This window comes from Tsuneonella sp. HG094, assembly GCF_053819285.1.
In genome coordinates this window covers 906734-926341 of the sequence record NZ_JBSORA010000001.1, presented here as the reverse complement: position 1 = coordinate 926341, position 19608 = coordinate 906734, and the positions used below count along the sequence as shown (strand labels likewise).

General features: G+C 66.6%; 17 protein-coding genes and 1 tRNA gene. 6 read left to right on the top strand and 12 right to left on the bottom strand.

Annotated elements, in window-relative coordinates:
• Window positions 1–149 precede the first annotated feature (149 nt).
• From ACWPMX_RS04620 to sdhC, 4 genes are all read right to left on the bottom strand, one after another.
• The gene (locus ACWPMX_RS04620) at window positions 150–2099 is read right to left on the bottom strand and encodes a PAS domain-containing protein (protein ID WP_455698869.1); all 1950 of its coding nucleotides are present in this window, start codon (window positions 2097–2099) and stop codon (window positions 150–152) included.
• Between the two features lie 113 nt (window positions 2100–2212).
• Window positions 2213–4021, bottom strand: a complete 1809-nt coding sequence (sdhA, locus tag ACWPMX_RS04615) for a succinate dehydrogenase flavoprotein subunit (RefSeq protein WP_455698868.1) — start codon at window positions 4019–4021, stop codon at window positions 2213–2215.
• The gene (gene sdhD / locus ACWPMX_RS04610; RefSeq protein WP_455698867.1) at window positions 4021–4407 is read right to left on the bottom strand and encodes a succinate dehydrogenase, hydrophobic membrane anchor protein; all 387 of its coding nucleotides are present in this window, start codon (window positions 4405–4407) and stop codon (window positions 4021–4023) included. The genes sdhA and sdhD overlap by 1 nt, the downstream gene beginning before the upstream one ends.
• Window positions 4408–4418: 11 nt before the next feature.
• Window positions 4419–4799 (bottom strand): succinate dehydrogenase, cytochrome b556 subunit, encoded by a 381-nt coding sequence (gene sdhC / locus ACWPMX_RS04605; protein WP_455698866.1) that lies wholly within the window; start codon window positions 4797–4799, stop codon window positions 4419–4421.
• 97 nt (window positions 4800–4896) lie between these two features.
• Between sdhC and ACWPMX_RS04600 the strand changes: the two genes are divergently transcribed.
• The 4 genes from ACWPMX_RS04600 to ACWPMX_RS04585 are packed head-to-tail and all read left to right on the top strand — an operon-like array spanning window position 4897 to window position 8068.
• On the top strand, window positions 4897–5604 hold the full coding sequence (locus tag ACWPMX_RS04600) for an SDR family NAD(P)-dependent oxidoreductase (RefSeq protein ID WP_455698865.1): 708 nt from the start codon (window positions 4897–4899) through the stop codon (window positions 5602–5604).
• Window positions 5594–6505: a subclass B3 metallo-beta-lactamase gene (bla, locus tag ACWPMX_RS04595; RefSeq protein ID WP_455698864.1), complete on the top strand. Its 912-nt coding sequence runs from the start codon at window positions 5594–5596 to the stop codon at window positions 6503–6505. Before ACWPMX_RS04600 ends, bla begins: the two co-directional genes overlap by 11 nt.
• Window positions 6498–7403: a 50S ribosomal protein L11 methyltransferase gene (locus tag ACWPMX_RS04590; protein ID WP_455698863.1), complete on the top strand. Its 906-nt coding sequence runs from the start codon at window positions 6498–6500 to the stop codon at window positions 7401–7403. The genes bla and ACWPMX_RS04590 overlap by 8 nt, the downstream gene beginning before the upstream one ends.
• Window positions 7376–8068 (top strand): DUF2459 domain-containing protein, encoded by a 693-nt coding sequence (locus tag ACWPMX_RS04585; RefSeq protein WP_455698862.1) that lies wholly within the window; start codon window positions 7376–7378, stop codon window positions 8066–8068. The genes ACWPMX_RS04590 and ACWPMX_RS04585 overlap by 28 nt, the downstream gene beginning before the upstream one ends.
• Here the strand turns inward: ACWPMX_RS04585 and ACWPMX_RS04580 are convergent.
• From ACWPMX_RS04580 to ACWPMX_RS04555, 6 genes are all read right to left on the bottom strand, one after another.
• Window positions 8044–8295 carry a hypothetical protein gene (locus ACWPMX_RS04580; RefSeq protein WP_455698861.1) on the bottom strand — a complete coding sequence of 84 codons (252 nt, stop codon included), beginning with the start codon at window positions 8293–8295 and terminating at the stop codon, window positions 8044–8046. The genes ACWPMX_RS04585 and ACWPMX_RS04580 overlap by 25 nt on opposite strands.
• Before the next feature lie 73 nt (window positions 8296–8368).
• The gene (gene ligA, locus ACWPMX_RS04575) at window positions 8369–10429 is read right to left on the bottom strand and encodes an NAD-dependent DNA ligase LigA (protein ID WP_455698860.1); all 2061 of its coding nucleotides are present in this window, start codon (window positions 10427–10429) and stop codon (window positions 8369–8371) included.
• Entirely contained in the window at window positions 10426–11277 is an 852-nt protein-coding gene (locus ACWPMX_RS04570; RefSeq protein WP_455698859.1) for an alpha/beta hydrolase, read from the bottom strand. The genes ligA and ACWPMX_RS04570 overlap by 4 nt, the downstream gene beginning before the upstream one ends.
• 1 nt (window position 11278) lies before the next feature.
• Window positions 11279–11947, bottom strand: a complete 669-nt coding sequence (locus ACWPMX_RS04565; protein ID WP_455698858.1) for a GNAT family N-acetyltransferase — start codon at window positions 11945–11947, stop codon at window positions 11279–11281.
• Complete coding sequence (gene recN / locus ACWPMX_RS04560) at window positions 11944–13608, bottom strand: DNA repair protein RecN (protein ID WP_455698857.1); 1665 nt, start codon at window positions 13606–13608, stop codon at window positions 11944–11946. The genes ACWPMX_RS04565 and recN overlap by 4 nt, the downstream gene beginning before the upstream one ends.
• 69 nt (window positions 13609–13677) lie before the next feature.
• The gene (locus ACWPMX_RS04555) at window positions 13678–14988 is read right to left on the bottom strand and encodes an EAL domain-containing protein (RefSeq protein WP_455698856.1); all 1311 of its coding nucleotides are present in this window, start codon (window positions 14986–14988) and stop codon (window positions 13678–13680) included.
• Between the two features lie 116 nt (window positions 14989–15104).
• Between ACWPMX_RS04555 and ACWPMX_RS04550 the strand changes: the two genes are divergently transcribed.
• The gene (locus tag ACWPMX_RS04550; RefSeq protein ID WP_455698855.1) at window positions 15105–15893 is read left to right on the top strand and encodes an NAD kinase; all 789 of its coding nucleotides are present in this window, start codon (window positions 15105–15107) and stop codon (window positions 15891–15893) included.
• Between the two features lie 54 nt (window positions 15894–15947).
• A tRNA-Asn gene (locus ACWPMX_RS04545) sits at window positions 15948–16022 on the top strand.
• Between the two features lie 22 nt (window positions 16023–16044).
• On the opposite strand, the gene ACWPMX_RS04540 is transcribed toward ACWPMX_RS04545, so the two are convergent.
• Together ACWPMX_RS04540 and secA are read right to left on the bottom strand one after the other, a co-directional pair.
• Window positions 16045–16791, bottom strand: a complete 747-nt coding sequence (locus ACWPMX_RS04540) for a sulfite exporter TauE/SafE family protein (RefSeq protein WP_455698854.1) — start codon at window positions 16789–16791, stop codon at window positions 16045–16047.
• Between the two features lie 19 nt (window positions 16792–16810).
• On the bottom strand, window positions 16811–19582 hold the full coding sequence (gene secA, locus ACWPMX_RS04535; protein WP_455698853.1) for a preprotein translocase subunit SecA: 2772 nt from the start codon (window positions 19580–19582) through the stop codon (window positions 16811–16813).
• Window positions 19583–19608: the final 26 nt, after the last annotated feature.

The window sequence follows — 19608 nt, the reverse complement described above, 5'->3', positions numbered from 1 at the left end:
CAAAGCTGAACCGCTCATTCTCCGCCGCTAGCGAGCGCGGGTCGCCCGACCGGCACACCGACCTGCCTGGCGCGCCCATCCAGCGTCCGCAACCATGCTTGCGCCGACGCACCGATGGCGACCTGCGGCTCGAACTGCCCTCGCAGCCGTCAGTCGAGCAGGCTTTCGACCTTGGCGACGAGATCGCGCACCGAAAACGGCTTGGTCAGCACCCGCGTGCCGGGGCCGATATGACCATGATTGAGCGCCGCGTTCTCGGCATAGCCAGTGATGAAAAGCACCTTGAGCCCGGGTCGCAATTCGCGCGCACGATCCGCGACTTGGCGACCGTTGAGCCCGCCCGGCAGCCCGACGTCGGTGATCAGCAAGTCGATCCGGTCCATCTGCTCGAGCACGGCAAGGCCCTCCGGACCAGAACCCGCCTCGGCCGTCGCGACGCCCATATCGTCGAGTGCATCGACCACCAGCATGCGGATCAGCACTTCGTCGTCGATAACGAGGATGCGGCGACCGTCGCTGCGCGTCTCGGCCGAAGAGGCGTCCACCGATTGGGACACCGGAACCTCTGCCGCTCCATGATGGCGCGGCAGGTAAAGGCAGACCATCGTGCCCTGGTCGACCTCGGAGTAGATCCGCACCTGACCGTTGCTCTGGCGAGCAAATCCATAGACCATCGACAGGCCCAGGCCGGTCCCTTCTCCGATCGGCTTGGTGGTGAAGAACGGATCGAACACCTTGTCGATTACGTCGGCCGCAATCCCCGAACCGGTATCGCTCACACAGACGGTGACGTACTGTCCTTCTTCCAAGTCTCGCTGTGCGGCGGTCGACGCATCGATCCACTTGTTGGCCGTTTCGATGGTCAGTTGCCCGCCGTCGGGCATGGCGTCGCGCCCGTTGATCGCGAGGTTGAGGATCGCGTTCTCAAGCTGATTGGCATCGACCATCGTCGCCCACAACCCGGCAGCGGCGATCGATTCGACGCGGATCTGTGGTCCTACGGTGCGCGAGATCAATTCGACCATGTCGGGCAGCAGGTCGTTGATGACCAAAGGCTTGGGATCGAGCGTCTGGCGCCGGGCGAACGCCAGCAGGCGGTGCGTCAAGGCGGCAGCGCGGCGCGTCGCTCCCTGCGCGGCGGAAAGATACTTTTCAGCCTCGCTGCTACGCCCCTGCGCGAGGCGCGTACCGATCATTTCCAGCGAACCCTGTATGCCCGCCAGCAGGTTGTTGAAATCGTGCGCGAGGCCACCGGTGAGCTGGCCGACAGCCTCCATCTTCTGCGACTGGCGCAGCACGCTTTCCATTTCGGCGACCCGCGTTTCTTCCGCGATGCGGTCGGTCACGTCGTAGACGAACTGATAAGCCCCGATCTGTTTACCCGACACGTCGCGCAGCGCGCTGAAGCGCATCTCATAATAGCGACGATCGCGTTCACTCGAACCGAACTCGCCGACCTCGGTGAACTCCTCACCGGTCAGAGCCCGCTGCCAGATCGTGCGCACGTCATCCTGGGCCTCGGGCTGGTCGGCGAGCAAGGCGAACATGTTGTCGCCGACCCGTGGATAGACGCCGTAGATACGTTCGAATTCGCGCGCGGAAGCGCCGTTGATTGCCAGCCATGTCCCCTCAAGATCGGCAACCTGCACGAAGGCGTCGGTGCCTTCGAGGATGTCCGCCCAGACCCGCCGCTCGGCGATCGCCTCGGCCACGCGTACTTCGAGGCTTTGGTTGACTTCGCGCAGGGCCTGCTCCGCCTGGCGGCGCGCCGTGACGTCCTGGAACATCACGGCGACCCGCTTAAGCTCTGGCGGCTCGATTCGGAAAGCCGAGAGTGAGAGCATGCGTCCGGTTTCTTCGAGCATGCGTTCGAACCGGATCGATCGGCCCGTTTGCAACACACCGCGATAGTGCGCGACCCATTCGTCGGCCGCGTCTGGAGCCACCATTTCGCGCAGCTTCTGGCCGACGACGTGGGCAATACCCGCATGTCGCTCGTACCCCGCGTTGGCGAGGACGTGGACGTAGTCGCTCAGCGGTCCATGCGGGCCATCGAAGAACTCGATGACGCAGTACCCGTCCTCCATGGACTCGAACAACTGGTCATACAGTTGCTCGCGTTCCTCCATGGAGAGGATAGATTCGGCACCTCGCGATGTCTGCTGCGTCTCGCGGTTGATCGTTTCTCTCCAATCTCCCCGCGAAAGCGCCCTTAGTAGACCCGCTTCTTGGGCTTGATGTATTCGACATCGTCGGTCAGCGTGTATTCGTGGACCGGCCGGTAATCGATCTTCACCGATCCTCCCTTTCCACCCCAGCCATCGAACCACGCGGCGGTGTGCTTCATCCAGTTTGCATCGTCCCGATCCGGGAAGTCCTCGTGCGCGTGGGCGCCGCGGCTTTCCTTGCGGTTGTAGGCACTGGCCATGGTCACGCTCGCCTGCGCGATCAAATTATCGAGTTCCAACGTCTCTATGAGGTCACTGTTCCAGATCAGCGAACGGTCGGCGACGGAAACGTCATTCATCCGCTGATAGGTCTTCGATAGCTCGTCGACGCCTTCCTTCATCAGCTCGTCGGTGCGGAACACTGCGGCGTGCTTGCTCATCGCGCGCTGCATATCGAGGCGGATCGCAGCCGTCGGCGAACCGCCCTTGGCGTTGCGGAAATGATCGAGGCGGCCGAGCGCGAGGTCGGCGCTGTCCTTGGGCAGTTCGGCCTGCTTCTCGCCGACCTTGAACAGCTCTTTGAGCCGGTGCCCGGTCGCGCGGCCGAACACCACGAGGTCGATCAGCGAGTTCGAGCCGAGGCGGTTGGCCCCGTGGACCGAAACGCACGCCGCCTCGCCCACCGCGAACAGGCCGGGGACGACCGTATCGGCATTGCCGTCTGCACCGATGGTCACGACCTCGCCGTGGTAGTTACAGGGAATGCCGCCCATGTTGTAGTGAACCGTCGGGACCACCGGCAGCGGCTGGCGGGTCAGGTCGACGCCCGCGAAGATCTTGCCGCTTTCGGTAATGCCGGGAAGCCGCTCGCCGAGCACCTTGGGGTCGATGTGATCGAGGTGGAGATAGATGTGGTCCTTGTTCGGACCCACGCCGCGCCCCTCGCGGATTTCCAGCGCCATCGAGCGCGACACGACGTCGCGGCTGGCGAGGTCCTTTGCCGACGGGGCATAGCGTTCCATGAACCGCTCGCCCTCGGAATTGGTGAGGTAGCCGCCCTCGCCACGTGCGCCTTCGGTGATGAGCACGCCCGCGCCGTAGATGCCGGTCGGGTGGAACTGCACGAATTCCATGTCCTGCAGCGGAAGTCCTGCGCGCAGGACCATGCCGCCGCCGTCGCCGGTGCAGGTGTGCGCGCTGGTCGCGGTATAGTAGCAGCGGCCATAGCCGCCCGTTGCCAGCACCACGGCCTTGGCGCGGAAGCGATGAATGCTGCCGTCGTCGAGGCACATCGCGATCACCCCGCGACACGCGCCGCTTTCCATGATCAGGTCGATCGCGAAGTATTCGATGAAGAAGTCGGCGTCGTACTTCAGGCTCTGCTGGTAGAGCGCATGGAGCATCGCGTGGCCGGTGCGGTCCGCCGCAGCGGCGGTGCGCTGCACCGGCGGCCCTTCGCCCATATTCTGCATGTGACCACCGAAGGGGCGCTGGTAGATGGTGCCGTTCGCATTCCGGCTGAAGGGCACACCCGCGTGCTCGAGCTCGTAGACCGCGGCGGGCGCTTCGCGCACCATGTATTCGATCGCGTCCTGGTCGCCGAGCCAGTCCGACCCCTTGACAGTGTCGTACATGTGCCAGGTCCAGTGGTCCGGGCTGTTGTTCCCGAGGCTGGCCGCGATGCCGCCTTGCGCCGCCACGGTATGGCTGCGCGTCGGGAACACTTTGGTGATGTTAGCCGTGCGCAGGCCGCTTTCGGCGGCGCCCATCGTGGCGCGCAGGCCCGATCCGCCCGCGCCGACGACCACCACGTCGTAAGTGTGGTCGATGATCTTGTATGCTTCGGTCGCCATCAGGCGGCTCCTCCGAGGGCGAGGCGGACAATGCTTAACAGCGCGAAGGCGCCTGCGCCGACCGCCACGAGGTTGAGCGCGGCGATCGCGGCGAACTTGTTGCCCGGGGTGTGGACGTAATCCTCGATCAGGACCTGCAGGCCCAGCCGGGCGTGCCAGAACGCGCTGATCACGAACAACGCCACCGCGGTTGCTGGCAGCGGCTGCGCGATCCATTCCTTGACCGCCGCATGATCGTACGATGGCAGCATCGCAAGGCTGAACGCGAGGAACAGGCCGAGGACGAGGTTGCCGATCGCGGTGAAGCGTTGCAGCAGCCAGTGATGCGGCCCTTCGTGCGCGGAACCGAGCCCGCGCACCTTGCCGATGGAAGTTCCGTTACCCATTGTCGCCCCCTTCAGCGCAGCAGGATCAGGGCCCAGAAGGCCGCGGTGAGGACGATGCCGATCAGCGGGCTGAGGATCGACCACGTCTTGTTCGTGGTCAGTTCGTAGCCTGCGCCGATGTCGAGCACGAAGTGGCGGATGCCGCTGCTCATGTGGGTGAAAAACGCCCACGACAGGCCGACCAGCACGATCATCCCGATCGGCGACCCGGCGAGGCGGGTGAATTCGAGGTACGCTTCCGGCCCGCTCGCCAGCGCGCCCAGCCACCAGACCAGCACGCCGAGACCGACAAGCGCCAGACCGTCGCCGGTCACGCGGTGGAGGATCGAGACCGCCATATGCGGTCCCCACTTCCATATCTGCAGGTGCGGCGAAAGCGGGCGGTTGGCCATCGAAAAACCCCGGATGCGATTTGCGCCCTCCCCTTAACGCCTTGGCCGCATGGCGCAAGCGCTCGACACGCAACGTTTGATGAAGGAAAGGGAATGGATGACGACCATCCTTCTCACCGGTGCATCGCGCGGCATCGGTGCCGCCGCCCGCGTGGCGCTGGAAGCGCGCGGATGCCGGGTCATCGGCCAGGCGACCCGCCCCGCCCCCGGCCTGCTCGCCGCCGATTTCGCCGACCCGCTCGCTCCGCAGACGCTGTGGGAAGCAGCTCTGGAAGAAGCCGGCGGCACGATCGACGTGCTGGTCAACAACGCCGGGCTGTTCTCTGCCAATCCGCTCGATACCTCCGACATCGCGTGGCTCGACGGGTGGGAAGACACCCTGCGGATCAACCTCACCAGCGCGGCGCAGCTATCGCGCTTCGCGGTGCGGCAGTGGCAGGCGGCGGGTCGCGGCGGGCGGATCGTCCACGTCGCCAGCCGCTCCGGACATCGAGGCGACTCGCCGGCGCACTGGCATTATGCCGCCGCCAAGGGAGGGATGCTGGCGCTCCACAAGACGATCGCGCGGCAGTACGCGGGCGAAGGGGTGCTCAGCTATGCGATCGCGCCCGGCTTCACGAACACCGACATGGCGGGCGACTATCTCGCCAGTCGCGGCGGACCGGGGCTGCTGGCGGATATCCCGCTCGGCCGGGTGGCGACACCCGAAGAGATCGCGGCCATGATCGTTTTCTGCGCGCTCGACGCGCCGCCCAGCATGACGGGCGCAACCCTCGACGCCAACGGAGCCAGTTATGTCCGCTAGATTCGCCGCCCTCGCCGCGCTTGTGCTGGGTGGCTGCGCGACCGCGCTGGTCGCTGCGCCGCCGCTCGCAGACAAGGCGGCGGGCCAGAAGGCCTGGACCGAGGCGTGCGGCGACCAGGACGACTGGGACAAGCCCGGCCCGCCTTTCCGCATCCACGGCAACACCTATTACGTCGGCACCTGCGGCATCACCGCTTTGCTGGTGGACGGGCCCGAAGGTCTCGTCGTGATCGACAGCGGCACCGACAAGGGCGCCGAGATCGTGCTGGCCAACATTCGCGCACTGGGCTTCGACCCTCGCGACGTGAAGACGCTATTGATGAGCCACGAACACTTCGACCACGTCGGCGGCATGGCGCGGCTGCAGGCGGCGACCGGCGCTACGATCGTGACCACAGCCGCCGCCGCCAAGGTCCTTCGAAGCGGCGCGACCGATCCCGCAGATCCGCAAGCCAAGTCGGACCATCCCGCCTTTCCCCCCGTTACGGGCAAGATCGTCGCGATGTCCGTGGAGCGCCCGCAGCCTGCGGGCGGCGTCTCGATGCAGCCGATGTTCACCCCCGGCCACACCCTCGGCGCGACGAGCTGGCGCTGGACGAATTGCGAGGGCGCGGACTGCAAGTCCTTCGTTTACGTCGACAGCATGAACCCGATCAGCGCCGACGATTACCGTTTCTCGGACCACCCGGAACTGGTCGCCGGACTCCGCGCCGGGATCGCGAAGGTAGCCGCCAGCCCCTGCGACATCGTGATCGCCCCGCACCCGGTCGCCGTCGCCTGGCGCGACCGGCTGCTCGGCACGAAGCGGCTTTTCGACCCGAACGGCTGCAAGGCCTTCGCGGAGACCGTCACCCAACGCCTCGACAAGCGACTCGCGGACGAAGCGAAGCCGCGTGGCTGACAGCTGGACTATCCGCGCCGAGGTGCCACGCGAGGTCGCGCGCGCCGCGCTGCTCGCGCACGAGGAGGCCGGGGAGTGGCCGCCCGAATGGGTGCTCGTCGGCATGGAACTGGCCGACGACCGGCCCGAGGACTGGTTCGTCGAAGCCTACCTGCCCATGAAGCCGACCGCCGCCGACAAGCGCATGGTCGCAGGGCTTTTCTCAGGTACGCCACCGAAGCTGACAACAGCAAAAGTTTCAGCACGGGACTGGGTCACGCTCAGCCAGTCGGGACTGGAACCGATCGTCGCGGGCCCGTTCCGTGTCCGCACGCCCGAGTTCGCTCCCGAACCCGGCACGATCGACTTCGTCGTGCCCGCGAGCCAAGCGTTCGGGACCGGGCACCACGCGACGACCGAGGCCTGCCTTACCATGCTCGCGGCGATGAAGGCACGCGGAACGGTCGTGCGCAACCTCGCCGATATCGGCACCGGGACGGGACTCCTCGCGTTCGCCGCGCTCGCGCTCTGGCCCGGCGCCTTTGCGACCGCGAGTGATATCGACCCGGTCTGCGGCGGCGTGGTCGGCGACAACGCCCGCACCAACGGCGTGCCGCTCGGCGCAGGGCGCGGCGCGGTGACGATGGTGATCGCCGACGGCATGGCGGATCAACTGCTGCAAGCGCGCGGACCCTACGACTTGCTGATCGCCAACATTCTGGCCGGACCGCTCGTGGAACTGGCGCCGGACTTCGCCGCAGCGGTGGAGGCAGGCGGCAGCCTTCTTCTCGCAGGCTTGCTCGAGACGCAGGAACCTGAAGTGCGGCGCGCCTACATTCGCGCCGGATTTCGCCTCGCCGCCCGGCGAGTCAACGGCGACTGGTCGATCCTGTGGCTCCGACGGCGCGCCGCACGCTGACCTTCGCCCGCCGCGCGCTGGCGTGGCTGGCGCTCGCCATCGGCCTGTTCATGCTCGCCGGTTGGGTCGGCAGCATGATCCCGCGCAATTCGAGCTGGACGGAGCCCGCGGACGGCATCTCGATCATGATCGAGACCAACGGCATCCACACCGCGATCGTCGTGCCGCTGGTCACTCCGCAGAAGGATTGGCGGGTCGACTTTCCCGTGGCTGACCTTGCGGGACCCGATCGGGGGTATACGCACGTTTCGATCAGTTGGGGCGAGCGGAGCGTGTTCCTCGAGACCCCGACATGGGCGGATTTGTCACCCTTGGCCGCGGTACGCGCCGCGATCGGTAGCGAGGGCCTGCTCCATGTCGCGCATTACGTCCGGCCGGCGCCGAGTGAGACCGCGCGAGTCGTTCTCCTACGCCCGACCGAATACGCGTCGCTCGTTGCCTCGATCGAGCGCCAAGTGAAGCCAGCGACGCACCGAACGACCTATCCCGGATATGAGGACTGGGACATATTCTACGCTGCCCCTGGGACTTACCATCTCGGCAACACGTGCAACCAGTGGACCAGCGACACGCTGGCTGCGGCGGGGGTCAAGGTCGGTTTGTGGACGCCTTTCGCTGGCGGCGTGATGAAGTGGTTCGGTCAACCCGCGGCGGTCGCCCGCTGACGCATTCGCTCCAACTTGCGAAGCCCGAGTAGCGGAACGATCACCGATACCGCTATGCCCAGCAGAGAACAGACCGCAGCATAGATCGCCGCCAACGTCCCGCCTGCCTGCACCAGCGCCCACAATACCGGTCCGGCCATCACCAGCCCGCGTATTTCATTGAGGATGAGCAGGGCCCCGCCCGCGCGCAGCAGGTGCGCCAGCAAGCTGGACAATTCGGCAGTCATGGAGTGCGACCCTTCGGGGCTGGCTTATAGCAAGATTACGCTCTGTGCCTCGCCGGGTTCCCGAAGGTTAACGTCAACCCGCTTTGGCGACGATCTCCGCCCAGGCTGCCTCGTCGATCACCGCGATACCGAGGTCGGCCGCCTTCTTGAGCTTGCTGCCCGCACCCGGTCCCGCGACGACGAGATCGGTCTTGGGGCTTACCGCCCCGGCCGCCTTTGCGCCGAGCCGTTCGGCCTGCGCCTTCGCTTCGTCGCGGCTCATCGTTTCGAGCTTGCCGGTGAATACCACGGTCTTGCCGCTGACCGCGCTGGCGGTTGTCTGCACTTCGAAGCGCGGCGGCGAAACCTCCGACAGCAGGTCATCCCACACGGCCTTGTTGTGATCCTCATGGAAGAAGTCGCCAAGCGCCTCGACCACGACAGGACCGACGCCGTCGATCGCGGTCAATTCGGCGAGCGCCTCCGCATCGCCTTCGTGCGCACGTTCGGCAGCGGTGCGGAGCGCGGGCAGTTCGTGGAACCGCTTCATAAGGTCGCGCGCAGTGACCGCGCCGACGTGGCGGATACCGAGGCCGAACAGCAGTCGCGCCGCATCGGGCGTGCGCTTGGCCTCGATTGCCGCCAACAGGTTGTCCACCGACTTGTCCTGCCAACCCTCGCGTCCGACGAGGTCATTGCGGTGCTGGCGCAGACGGAAGATGTCGGCGGGCCCCTTCGCGAGCCAGCCGAGATCCATGAATTCGGCGATGGTCTTTTCGCCGAGCCCTTCGATATCGAGGGCGGCGCGGCTGACGAAATGGCGCAGCCGCTCGAACTGCTGCGCGCGGCAGACGAGCCCCCCGGTGCAGCGCACATCCACTTCGGCCTCTTCGGCGACCGCCTCGCTGCCGCAGACCGGGCAGTGATCGGGGAACGTAAATGCCTCGCGCGGTTCTCCCCGGGTCAGGTTGTCGACCACCTGCGGGATCACATCGCCGGCGCGCTGGATCACGACCCGGTCTCCGGGCCGCACCCCGAGCCGCGCGATCTCGTCGCGGTTGTGGAGCGTGACGTTGGTCACCGTCACCCCGCCGACAAGCACCGGAGCGAGCCGCCCGACCGGGGTCAGCTTGCCGGTGCGGCCGACTTGGATGTCGATGGCCTCGAGCACGGTCTCGGCACGTTCGGCGGGAAACTTGTGCGCCAGCGCCCAGCGCGGGGCCTTGGCGACAAAGCCGAGCCGCGCCTGCAAGCCGAGGTCGTCGACTTTGTAGACGACCCCATCGATATCGTACGGCAGCCCCCCGCGCCGCTCGCCGATGCTGCGATAGTGCTGCAGCAATTCCTCGACCGAACGGCACAGCTTGAGGTCAGGGCTGACTGGCAGGCCCCAATCGGCAAGCTGCTGCATCATCGCGAACTGGCTTACCTCGGGCACGTCGCTTGCCGCGCCCCAACCGTGCGCCCAGAACCGCAAAGGCCGCCGCGCGGTGATCGAAGCGTCCTTCTGTCGAAGCGATCCGGCTGCAGCATTGCGCGGGTTCGCGAAGACCTTGCCACCGCTTTTCTGCTGCGCGGCATTGAGCGCAGCAAAGTCCTGTTTCGCCATGTATATTTCGCCGCGCACTTCAAACACCGCGGGCACTTTTCCGCGCAACATTTTTGGCACGTCGGCCACATACGTGACGTTGGCTGTGACGTCCTCGCCGACTTCGCCGTCGCCGCGCGTCGCGGCCCGCACGAGCTTGCCGTCCTCGTAGCGAAGCGAGCACGAGAGGCCGTCGATCTTGTCCTCGGCGGTGAACACCAGCGGCGCGTCCGGTCCGAGGTTGAGGAAGCGACGCACACGCGTGACAAACTCGGCGACTTCTTCGTCGGAAAATGCATTGTCGAGGCTCATCATGCGAACCTCGTGCCGGACCTTGCTCAGCGGCGAGGCAGCGATCTCGTGCCCGACCACTTGCGATGGCGAGTCCGGACGGACGAGGTGCGGAAACGCCTCCTCGAGCTCGGCATTGCGGCGGACCAGCGCATCGTATTCGGCGTCCGAGATCTCGGGCGAATCCTCGGCGTGGTAAAGCCGGTTGTGCCGCGCGATCGCGCGCGCCAGCCGCATCAGTTCGTTCGCAGCGTCGGCCTCGGTCACGTCGCTCATTCGCCCTTCAGGATGGCCAGCATCGCCGGTTCATTGGCCGCATAGGCGGGATCGCCAGGAGTGATGACCGCAAAATGACTCGCGCCCGGATTTTCGCGCACCGTCACGCGGGCACCCTTGCTTCCGACGGCCGATAGCGAGCCGGATGGCGGCGCGGGAAGCTTCGCCTGGACGAACAGTACCTCGTCCAGCGCCGGAGCAGGTGCCAGCGCGGCGAAGCGCGGCGCGGCGGGCTCACCCACGAACGGCGCGACGGATGAGAACTGGCACAGGGTATCGAACGCCTGCGCTTCACGGCCAAGATCGCCCGGCCCGTCGAGCACGATCGCAGAGCGAGCTGTCAGTCCCCTTGCTCCCTCAGGCCCGGTCAGCCACAGGGCCGGAAGCGCGCCAGCCGAGTGGCCGACCAGCGTGATCCGCGTCGGATCGATCGCCTGCTTGGCCACGACCTGCGCGATCAGGTTCGCGCTTTCGCGCCAGTCGTCGAGCGAACCCGGCCAACCGCCCCCGTCACCGACCTCGCGGTAATCGACGTTGAGCGTCGCGACACCCTGCTGCTGCCACCGCGTCGCCAGCGGTGCCATGTAGTTCTGGTCGGCGATCCCGGTCTTGAAGCAGCCGCCGTGGTAGATCACCGCGAGCGGGAACGGGCCTTTGCCCGCAGGCATCCGCAATTCGGCAGTGCCGCGCGGATGGTCGGCGTAGCGCAGCACCGCATCGGGCCGCGACGCGGTGAGTTGCACGTCGGTGCCGTACATGCCGAGCGGCTCGCGCGCGGGTCTGGGTTCGGCGTCGTTCACGGAGCAGGCACCGCAGCCGAGCAGCAGGAGAGGTAGAAGTGCGCGCATCTCACGCGGCTGCCATGATGGTCACGATCATCTCCCTGCGCTCGACGAACCCGAGCGAGCGATAGATCCGGTTGGCGCCTTCGTTGGCGCTGTAGCTGTGCAGGAACGGCGTCTCGCCGCGCGCGACCATGTCCGCCATGACGCGCAGCATCAACCGCCGAGCGTAGCCCCTGCCCCGCGCCGAGGGATCGGTGCACACCCCGCTGACTTCCGCAAGGTCGCGCGTCGGCCGCATTCGCGTTCCCGCCATGGCGACCAGTCGATCGCCGTCTCGAACGCCGTAGTATCCGCCATAGCGGTGGGTTGCGTCGGCCCACGGCCCCGGCTCGGTGGCGCGCGCCAGCCGGGCCATGTCCGCCGCGTCGGCATCGGTCAGGGCTACGATATCCTTCCCCCAGTCCTCCTCGACGACCGGACGGTCGGCCACCATCTGCGAGAGCCGCGCGGAACGAACGACCGCCAGCCCGGGCAGTGCCGCGACCTCTGACGTTTCGACCAGCCACCAAATTTCGCCAAAGCCCGCGAGCCCTCGTGCAGAGCCGTCAGCGGTCGCGGCGAACGGACCGATCGCGGGATCGATCCGCACCGCGTCGCCACGCGCTTGCGCGAAATGCGCTTGCGGACCGGTCAGGCAGTGCCACACCGGGCGATCGAGCGGATGGCCGGTCACGCGCCCTCGAGCAGACGGTCGGCCTGCGCGCGCGCCTCGGGCGTAATCTCCGCGCCCGACAGCATCCGGGCGATCTCTTCCTGCCGCGCGGCCGTGTCGAGCAGGCTGACCGAGGTGCGCGTAACGGTGCCCTCGCTCGACTTGTGGATCGAGTAGTGCGTCCGCCCGCGCGCGGCGACCTGCGGGCTGTGCGTGACGACGAGCACCTGACCGCCGTCAGCAAGGCGCGCAAGCCGGTCGCCGATCGCGCTCGCCACCGCACCGCCGACGCCGCGGTCGATCTCGTCGAAGATCATCGTAGCCGCCCCACCCTCTTCCGCCAGTGCGACCTTGAGCGCGAGGATGAATCGCGACAGCTCGCCGCCGCTCGCGATCTTGTTGAGCGGCGCGAAATCCGCGCCCGGGTTGGTCGCGATAAGGAACTCGACCGCGTCGATCCCTTGCGGGCCCCAGCGTTCCTCGGGCTGCTCGGTGACCGCCGTCTGGAATCGCGCCGCATCGAGCTTGAGCGGGGCAAGCTCACCCGCGACCGCGCCATCGAGGCGCAGCGCCGCGCCCTTTCGCAAGTCGTGCAAGGCTCGCGCGCGGTCGCGATAGGTCTGCCCAGCCGCTTTCGCCGCCAGCGCCAATGCGTCGAGTTCGGCCTCGCCGCCCTCGATCGCATCGAGCTGGCTGCGAAACTCGCGCATCTTTTCGGGCAGTTCGTCGACCTCGCAGCGGTGCTTGCGGGCGATCGCGCGCAAATCGAACAGGCGGGTCTCGGCGCGTTCGAGCGCCATCGGATCGTGGAACAGCGCTTCGGCGGCGGCGGAGAGCCTGTCTTCCGCCTCGCCCGCCTCGATCACCGCGCGGTCGAGCGCCGCCAGCGCCTCGGCAAGCAGAGGGTGCTCGGCGGCGATCCGGTCGAGGCGCCGTGCGGCGATACGCAGCGATGCCAGCGGCGAATCCGAGCCATCCCAGATGTGCCGTAGCTCTTCGAGGTCGCCCGAAAGGCGCTCGCCCTTCTGCATCGAGGCGCGCGTCTCGGCGAGCCGCGCCTCCTCCCCCGCCTGCGGTTCGAGCGCGGTCAATTCGGCAAGGTGCGCGAACAGCAGGTCCTGATCGGCCTGCGCGGTCTCGACCCGCTCGCGCGCGGCGGCGAACCGGTCCTCTGCCGAACGCCATTCGGCCCAGGCGCGCATGACCCCGTCCACCTCACCCCCGGCGAACCGGTCGAGCAAGGCGCGGTGGCCGCGCTGATTGACGAGGCCGCGGTCGTCGTGCTGGCCGTGCAGTTCGACCAGCGCACCCGCGATTTCGCGCAGCAGGGCGACACCCACGGGCTGATCATTGACGAACGCTTTGCTGCCGCCGTCGGCCTTCAGCGTGCGCTTGAGGATCAGCGGCTCGCCCGGCTCCATCTCGATATCGGCGTCGTCGAACGCCGCGCGCAAGGGCGTCGGAAGCGCGGCGAATTCGAAGGTGGCGGTCACGCTGGCCCGGTCCTCGCCCGCGCGGACGAGGCCGCTTTCGGCGCGATTGCCGAGCACGAGGCCGAGCGCATCGAGCAGGATCGACTTGCCCGCCCCGGTCTCACCGGTCAGGACGCCGAGGCCCGCGCGGAATTCGAGGTCGAGCGCCTCGATCAGCACGATATTGCGGATGGTGAGGCGCGTCAGCATGGCTCGGCCGAGTCTCTAGACCAAGCCGTCGCGCGCGTCACCCGCGCGGACACGCCTTGCCAACAAGGCTCAGCACGCGAGCGCGAGGAAATCCGCTGGCGATAGAGGCTTGGCGCCAAGGAAACCCTGGAATATCGCGCAACCCTCTTCGGCCGCGACCGCGCGCTGCTCCTGAGTCTCGATGCCTTCCGCAATGACCGACAGGTCGAGCGCGCGCGCAAGCGCGACAATCGCGCGCAACACTGCCCGGTCGCGCGGGTCGCTGTCGATGCCCTCAATCATCGAGCGATCGAGCTTCAGCGTGTCGAGCGCCAGCAGCTTCAAATAGCGGAAATTGCAAAAGCCGCCGCCGAAGTCGTCCAGTGCGATTCGCATTCCGGTTGCACGCAAGGCGCTCAGTGTCGGCGCAACCACCTCGAGGTCGGCCAGCAACGCCTGTTCGGTGATCTCGACCGTCAACCGATCGGCGGGGAAGCCCGACGCGGCAACCAGAGAGGCGAAATCGCGCGCGAAACTTCGGTCGGCCAGATCCACCGGCGTCACGTTGAGCGACATTTGCAAATCATCCGGCCAGTCGGCAGCGGCGGCGAGCGCCACTTCGGCGACATGGCGCGAGAGCTGGGCGACGTGATCGGCCCGCTCGGCGATGGTGAACAGTGCTCCCGCGCCGATCAGCCCGACACGCGGATGACGCCAGCGAGCGAGGGCTTCGGCCCCCACAAGCCTGTTGTCGGCGAGCGAATATTGCGGCTGGAAAGCAACCTCGATCTCTCCCCGGTCGAGCGCGACGAGCAGGTCCGCCTCCAACTCGGCGGCGCGAATTCCTGCGGGCGTGTGCAAGTGGTCCGCCCACAGCACACGCGCGCCGGCCCGGTCTCGCGCGCGGCCGAGCGTGGCGGCCAGTCGATCGAGCACGTGCGCGCCAGTCTCGCCCGGCAGCACACGCATGAGCGCGATGCGGGGCCAGAGGCGGACCACACCCGCCCCCTCAATCGCGGAAATCGGCGCTGCGACGGCCTCGGCCACGGCCTCGCCCAGCCACTGCCAGCGCTCGCGGCTGATCGTGTCGCGCGCGAACAGGGCGAATGTACCGCCACTCAGGCGCGCGGCGATCCAGTCTCCTTCGAGGAGTTCGTCGGCGGCGAGGTGCTGGATGCGCCGCGCCACTTCGACCAGCGCACCATCGCCTGCGGCCGCGCCATAAGCCAAGTTGACCGTGTCGAACCGCCCGAGACCAAGCAGGAGAGCGTGCACCGGCGACGGACTGCCCTCGTCACATTCGGCCCGCCAGGAATCGAACCGCGCGAACAGCGCGCGCTCGTCGGGCAGGCCCGTCAGCCGATCGCGTTCGGCTTCGGCATACAGGGACTCACTTGCCATCGCCTGCTCCTAGCGGTGCGATCGGATCGGCGCGCGGTCGATGCTGGGCGCGTTGCCAAATGGGACAGCGGCAACTAGCGTTGGAAACCCGCGATGTCGCAGGGCAGGAGGCACGATTGAGCGCTGAGTTCGACGGCAAGCGACTGGCGCTGCTCGCTTCCGATACCGAACGCGCGCAGGATGCCGCGGACGAACTTCGCGCGCTGCATTCTTTCGTGCCGCTTGAGGAAGCGCAGATCGCGGTGGTCCTTGGCGGCGACGGCTTCATGCTCCACACGCTCCACTCGATGCTCGATGCGGGCCGGGTGATTCCAGCCTACGGTATGAACTGCGGCACCGTCGGATTCCTGATGAACCGCTTCCGCAGCCCCGGAAAACTGGCCGAGCGCCTCGCCAAGGCGCGCGATTTCGCCATCGCACCGCTGCGGATGGAAGCGATCACGCAGGATGGCGAGCGACACGTCGCCTGCGCCATCAACGAAGTCTCGCTGCTGCGCGAAACCCGGCAGACCGCAAAGATCGAGATCGAACTCAACGGTAAGACGCGCCTCAAGGAGCTTGTCTGCGACGGGGTGCTGGTCGCGACGCCCGCCGGCTCCACGGCCTACAACCTGTCTGCCAACGGCCCGATCCTGCCGCTCGATTCGCAACTCCTCGCGCTCACTCCGATCAGCCCGTTCCGGCCGCGCCGCTGGTCGGGCGCGATCCTGCCCGAGCGCAGCCGCGTGACGTTCCGCGTCAACGAACCTGCCAAACGCCCCGTCTCGGTCGTCGCGGACCAGAAGGAATTCCGCGACGTCGCCGAAGTGCACCTTGAAATCGCCCGCGAAAACCAGCTCACGCTGCTGTTCGACCCCGGCCACGCGCTCGACGAACGGATCGTTGCAGAGCAATTCGCGGTATAGGGTTGCCAAGCCCGAACGTCGCCCATATAGGCGCGCTCCTGCCGATCCGGCTGCTCCCCGATAGCTCAGCGGTAGAGTAGGTGACTGTTAATCACTTGGTCGTTGGTTCGAATCCAACTCGGGGAGCCACATTCTTCCGCCTTCTTGGCCGCTAACTGCCTAGCAATAGCCGCGCGCCGACCCAGATGGTCAGCGCGGCGGTCAGCCAGCGGATCGCCGCTTGGGGCAGGAACTTCACCGCCAACATGCTGCCGATCTGCCCGCCGATCGCCACGGCGATCAGCAGCGGCAAGCCGAACGAGACAGCCGCCCCCATTAGGTCCGGCCCATTCTTGAGCAGTTGTCCGGCGAGGCCGAACACCGAATTGACGAGGATGAACAGCGCTGCGGTCGCAGCGACCTGCCGGGCGCCGTTCCACCGCGCGAGATGAAGGAACGGCGCGAGGAAAATTCCGCCGCCAATGCCCACAAGACCCGCGAGGTAGCCGATCGGCGCGGCAAGCAGCGGCATCCACCGCGCGGCGCGCGTGGGCTCACCTTCCTGCGTCGAGGTCTGCGGAATCAGCAGCGTCAGGCCCGTGAGCATCAGGCTGCCGCCGAGCAGCGTCAGGAAGGTCGCTTCCTTGATCGGGGTCAACCCGCCGAGAAAGGCCGCCGGTGCGGCGATCGCGGTCAGTAGTGCCGCGCCCTTCCACGGTGTGATCCCTGCACGCGCGAACCGCACGGTGCTGCCCGCCACGACAACCACGTTGCACAGCAGCGAGATGACCGGGAGCAGGCGGAAATCCACGCCCGCCAGCGCCAGCAGCGCGCTGTAGGTCGAACCGCCGCCGAAACCGACCGCAGCGTACAGGAGAGCGGTCAGCCCGAAGGCAATGGCGAGGAGCGGGAGGCCCACTCAGCCCGCCCCCGACCAATTATGCCGACGCACCGGAAGACTTCGCGCCCACCGCACCATGGCAGTGCTTGTACTTGTTGCCCGAGCCGCAGGGACAGGGGGCGTTGCGGCTGATTTCCTCGCCCGCCCACGGATTGTCCGACACCCCGCCCGAGCTGGCCTCGGCGCGCGGCGATCCGGCAAGCGAGCCGAACAGTTCGGCCAGCGGACGCGAACCGTCACCGTCGTTCGAATCCTCGATCCCGAGGAGCGGGTCGATGTGCCCGGTCAGGAAATCCGGGAGGTCGGGCAGTGAGAGCGCCTGCGTCTGCGGGGCGAACTGGAACTGGGCGCGCAACAGGATGCTGGTCACGTCCTCGCGCAGAGTGTCGAGCATCCGTTCGAACAGCACGAACGCCTCGCGCTTGTATTCGTTGATCGGCTGCTTCTGCGCATAGGCGCGCAGGAAGATGACCTGGCGCAGCGCGTCGAGCGTGGCGAGGTGCTCCTTCCAATGGTGGTCGAGCCGTTCGAGCAGGATCTGCTTTTCGAGCCGCTTCCACATATCGGGATCGGCTTCGGCAATCTTGGCGTCCATGATCTCGTCGGTGAGCGCAGAAAGGCGTTCCTCGAGCAGTTCCGGCTCGACCGCCTCTTCCTGCAGCCAATCGTCGACCGGCGCTTCCACGCCGAGGACGTTGACGATCCGCTCCTTGAGACCGGCGATGTCCCACTGCTCCGGGTACGAGCCTGGAGGGCAGGCTTCGCCGACGAGCGTGTTCACGGTGTCCCGGCGCATATCGACGACGACGTCGTCGACCGCTTCGCTGTCCATGATCTCGGCGCGCTGCTCGTAGATCACCTTGCGCTGGTCGTTCATCACGTCGTCGTATTCGACGACCTGCTTGCGGATATCGTAGTTGCGCGCCTCGACCTTCTTCTGCGCGGTCTCGATGGCCTTCGATAGCCACTTGGAACCGATCGCCTCGCCATCGGCGAGGTTGGAGTTCATCATCCGGGCGAACAGCGTGTCCGGCCCGAAGATGCGCAGGAGATCGTCTTCAAGGCAAAGGTAAAACCGGCTGAGGCCGGGGTCGCCCTGGCGCCCGGCACGGCCGCGCAACTGGTTGTCGATGCGGCGGCTTTCGTGCCGCTCGGTGCCGAGCACGAACAGGCCACCTGCGTCGAGCACCTGCTGGCGTTCGGCGGCGACCTCTTCCTTGATCTTCGCGATCGCGGCGTCGCGCTCGGGCCCCTCGGCCATGTCCTTGAGCTCGTCCTCGATCCGGAACTCGACGTTGCCGCCGAGCTGGATGTCGGTGCCGCGGCCGGCCATGTTGGTGGCGATGGTCACGGCGCCCAGCCGGCCGGCCTGCGCCACGATATGCGCTTCCATCTCGTGGAAACGGGCGTTGAGGACCGAGTGCTTGACGCCTTCCTTCTCGAGGAATTCGCTGAGCAGTTCACTCTTCTCGATCGAAACGGTGCCGACGAGCACCGGCTGGCCGATCTGCGCCTTCTCGGCGATCGACTTGGCAATGGCCTGGAACTTGTCGGTCGTGTTCTTGTAGAACTCGTCCTCTTCATCGATCCGCTGCACCGGCACGTTGGTCGGGATCTCGACCACGTTCATCTTGTAGATGTCCCAGAACTCGCTCGCCTCGGTGGCGGCGGTACCGGTCATGCCCGACAGCTTGGGATACATGCGGAAGTAGTTCTGGAAGGTGATCGAGGCCATCGTCTGGTTTTCGGGCTCGATCTTCACGCCCTCCTTGGCCTCGACCGCCTGGTGCAGGCCGTTCGACCAGCGGCGGCCATCCATCATGCGGCCGGTGAACTCGTCGATGATGACGACTTTCTCGTCCTTCACGATGTAATCGATGTCGCGCTTGAACATCTTGATCGCGCGCAGCGCCTGGTCGAGGTGGTGGACGACCTGCGTGTTCTCGACGTCGTAGAGGTTGGGCGTGACCAGCAGCCCGGTATCGGCGAGCATCGCCTCGATCCGCTCGGCTCCCTCCTCGGTCCAGGTGATGTTCTTGGTCTTCTCGTCCGCTTCGTAGAAGCTCTCGTCGATGTCCTTCACGATCGCATCGATCTGGACATACATGTCGCTCTTGTCGTCGGTCGGGCCCGAAATGATCAGCGGCGTACGCGCTTCGTCGATGAGGATCGAGTCGACCTCGTCGACGATCGCGAAGTTGAAGGGGCGCTGCACCATCTGGCTGCGCTCGTGCTTCATGTTGTCGCGCAAGTAGTCGAAGCCGAATTCGTTGTTCGTGCCGTAGGTGATGTCCGAGCCATAGGCCTCGCGACGCTCGTACTCGTTGAGGTTGGGCACGATCACCCCGACCGTCAGGCCGAGGAACTTGTGGATGCGGCCCATCCAGTCGGCGTCGCGGCGGGCGAGGTAGTCGTTCACGGTGACGACGTGGACGCCCTTGCCCTCGATCGCGTTGAGGTAGGTCGCCAGCGTGGCGACGAGGGTCTTGCCCTCGCCCGTACGCATCTCGGAAATCTCGCCCCGATGCAGCACGATGCCGCCGACCATCTGCACGTCGAAGTGTCGCATCCCGAGCACGCGGACGCCGGCTTCGCGCACCGTGGCGAACGCTTCGGGCAGGATGTCGTCGAGCGTCTTGCCGCCCGCGAGCTGGTCGCGGAACTTGGCGGTCTGGGCGGAAAGTTCCTCGTCGGTGAACGACTGAATCTGCGGCTCGAGCGCGTTGATCTGGCGAACGATCTTGTCGAGCGACTTGACGTAACGGTCGTTCGAGGACCCGAACAGGGCCTTGGCGAAGTTGTTGATCATGAAGGCCCCTGAAGGCTGGAATCTAT

Excerpts from the sequence above, each read along its gene's own strand:
- sdhA (WP_455698868.1), bottom strand. The coding sequence starts at position 4,021 with ATGGCGACCGAAGCATACAAGATCATCGACCACACTTACGACGTGGTG.
- sdhD (WP_455698867.1), bottom strand. The coding sequence starts at position 4,407 with ATGGGTAACGGAACTTCCATCGGCAAGGTGCGCGGGCTCGGTTCCGCG.
- sdhC (WP_455698866.1), bottom strand. The coding sequence starts at position 4,799 with ATGGCCAACCGCCCGCTTTCGCCGCACCTGCAGATATGGAAGTGGGGA.
- ACWPMX_RS04600 (WP_455698865.1), top strand. The coding sequence starts at position 4,897 with ATGACGACCATCCTTCTCACCGGTGCATCGCGCGGCATCGGTGCCGCC.
- bla (WP_455698864.1), top strand. The coding sequence starts at position 5,594 with ATGTCCGCTAGATTCGCCGCCCTCGCCGCGCTTGTGCTGGGTGGCTGC.
- ACWPMX_RS04580 (WP_455698861.1), bottom strand. The coding sequence starts at position 8,295 with ATGACTGCCGAATTGTCCAGCTTGCTGGCGCACCTGCTGCGCGCGGGC.
- ligA (WP_455698860.1), bottom strand. The coding sequence starts at position 10,429 with ATGAGCGACGTGACCGAGGCCGACGCTGCGAACGAACTGATGCGGCTG.
- ACWPMX_RS04570 (WP_455698859.1), bottom strand. The coding sequence starts at position 11,277 with ATGCGCGCACTTCTACCTCTCCTGCTGCTCGGCTGCGGTGCCTGCTCC.
- recN (WP_455698857.1), bottom strand. The coding sequence starts at position 13,608 with ATGCTGACGCGCCTCACCATCCGCAATATCGTGCTGATCGAGGCGCTC.
- ACWPMX_RS04555 (WP_455698856.1), bottom strand. The coding sequence starts at position 14,988 with ATGGCAAGTGAGTCCCTGTATGCCGAAGCCGAACGCGATCGGCTGACG.
- secA (WP_455698853.1), bottom strand. The coding sequence starts at position 19,582 with ATGATCAACAACTTCGCCAAGGCCCTGTTCGGGTCCTCGAACGACCGT.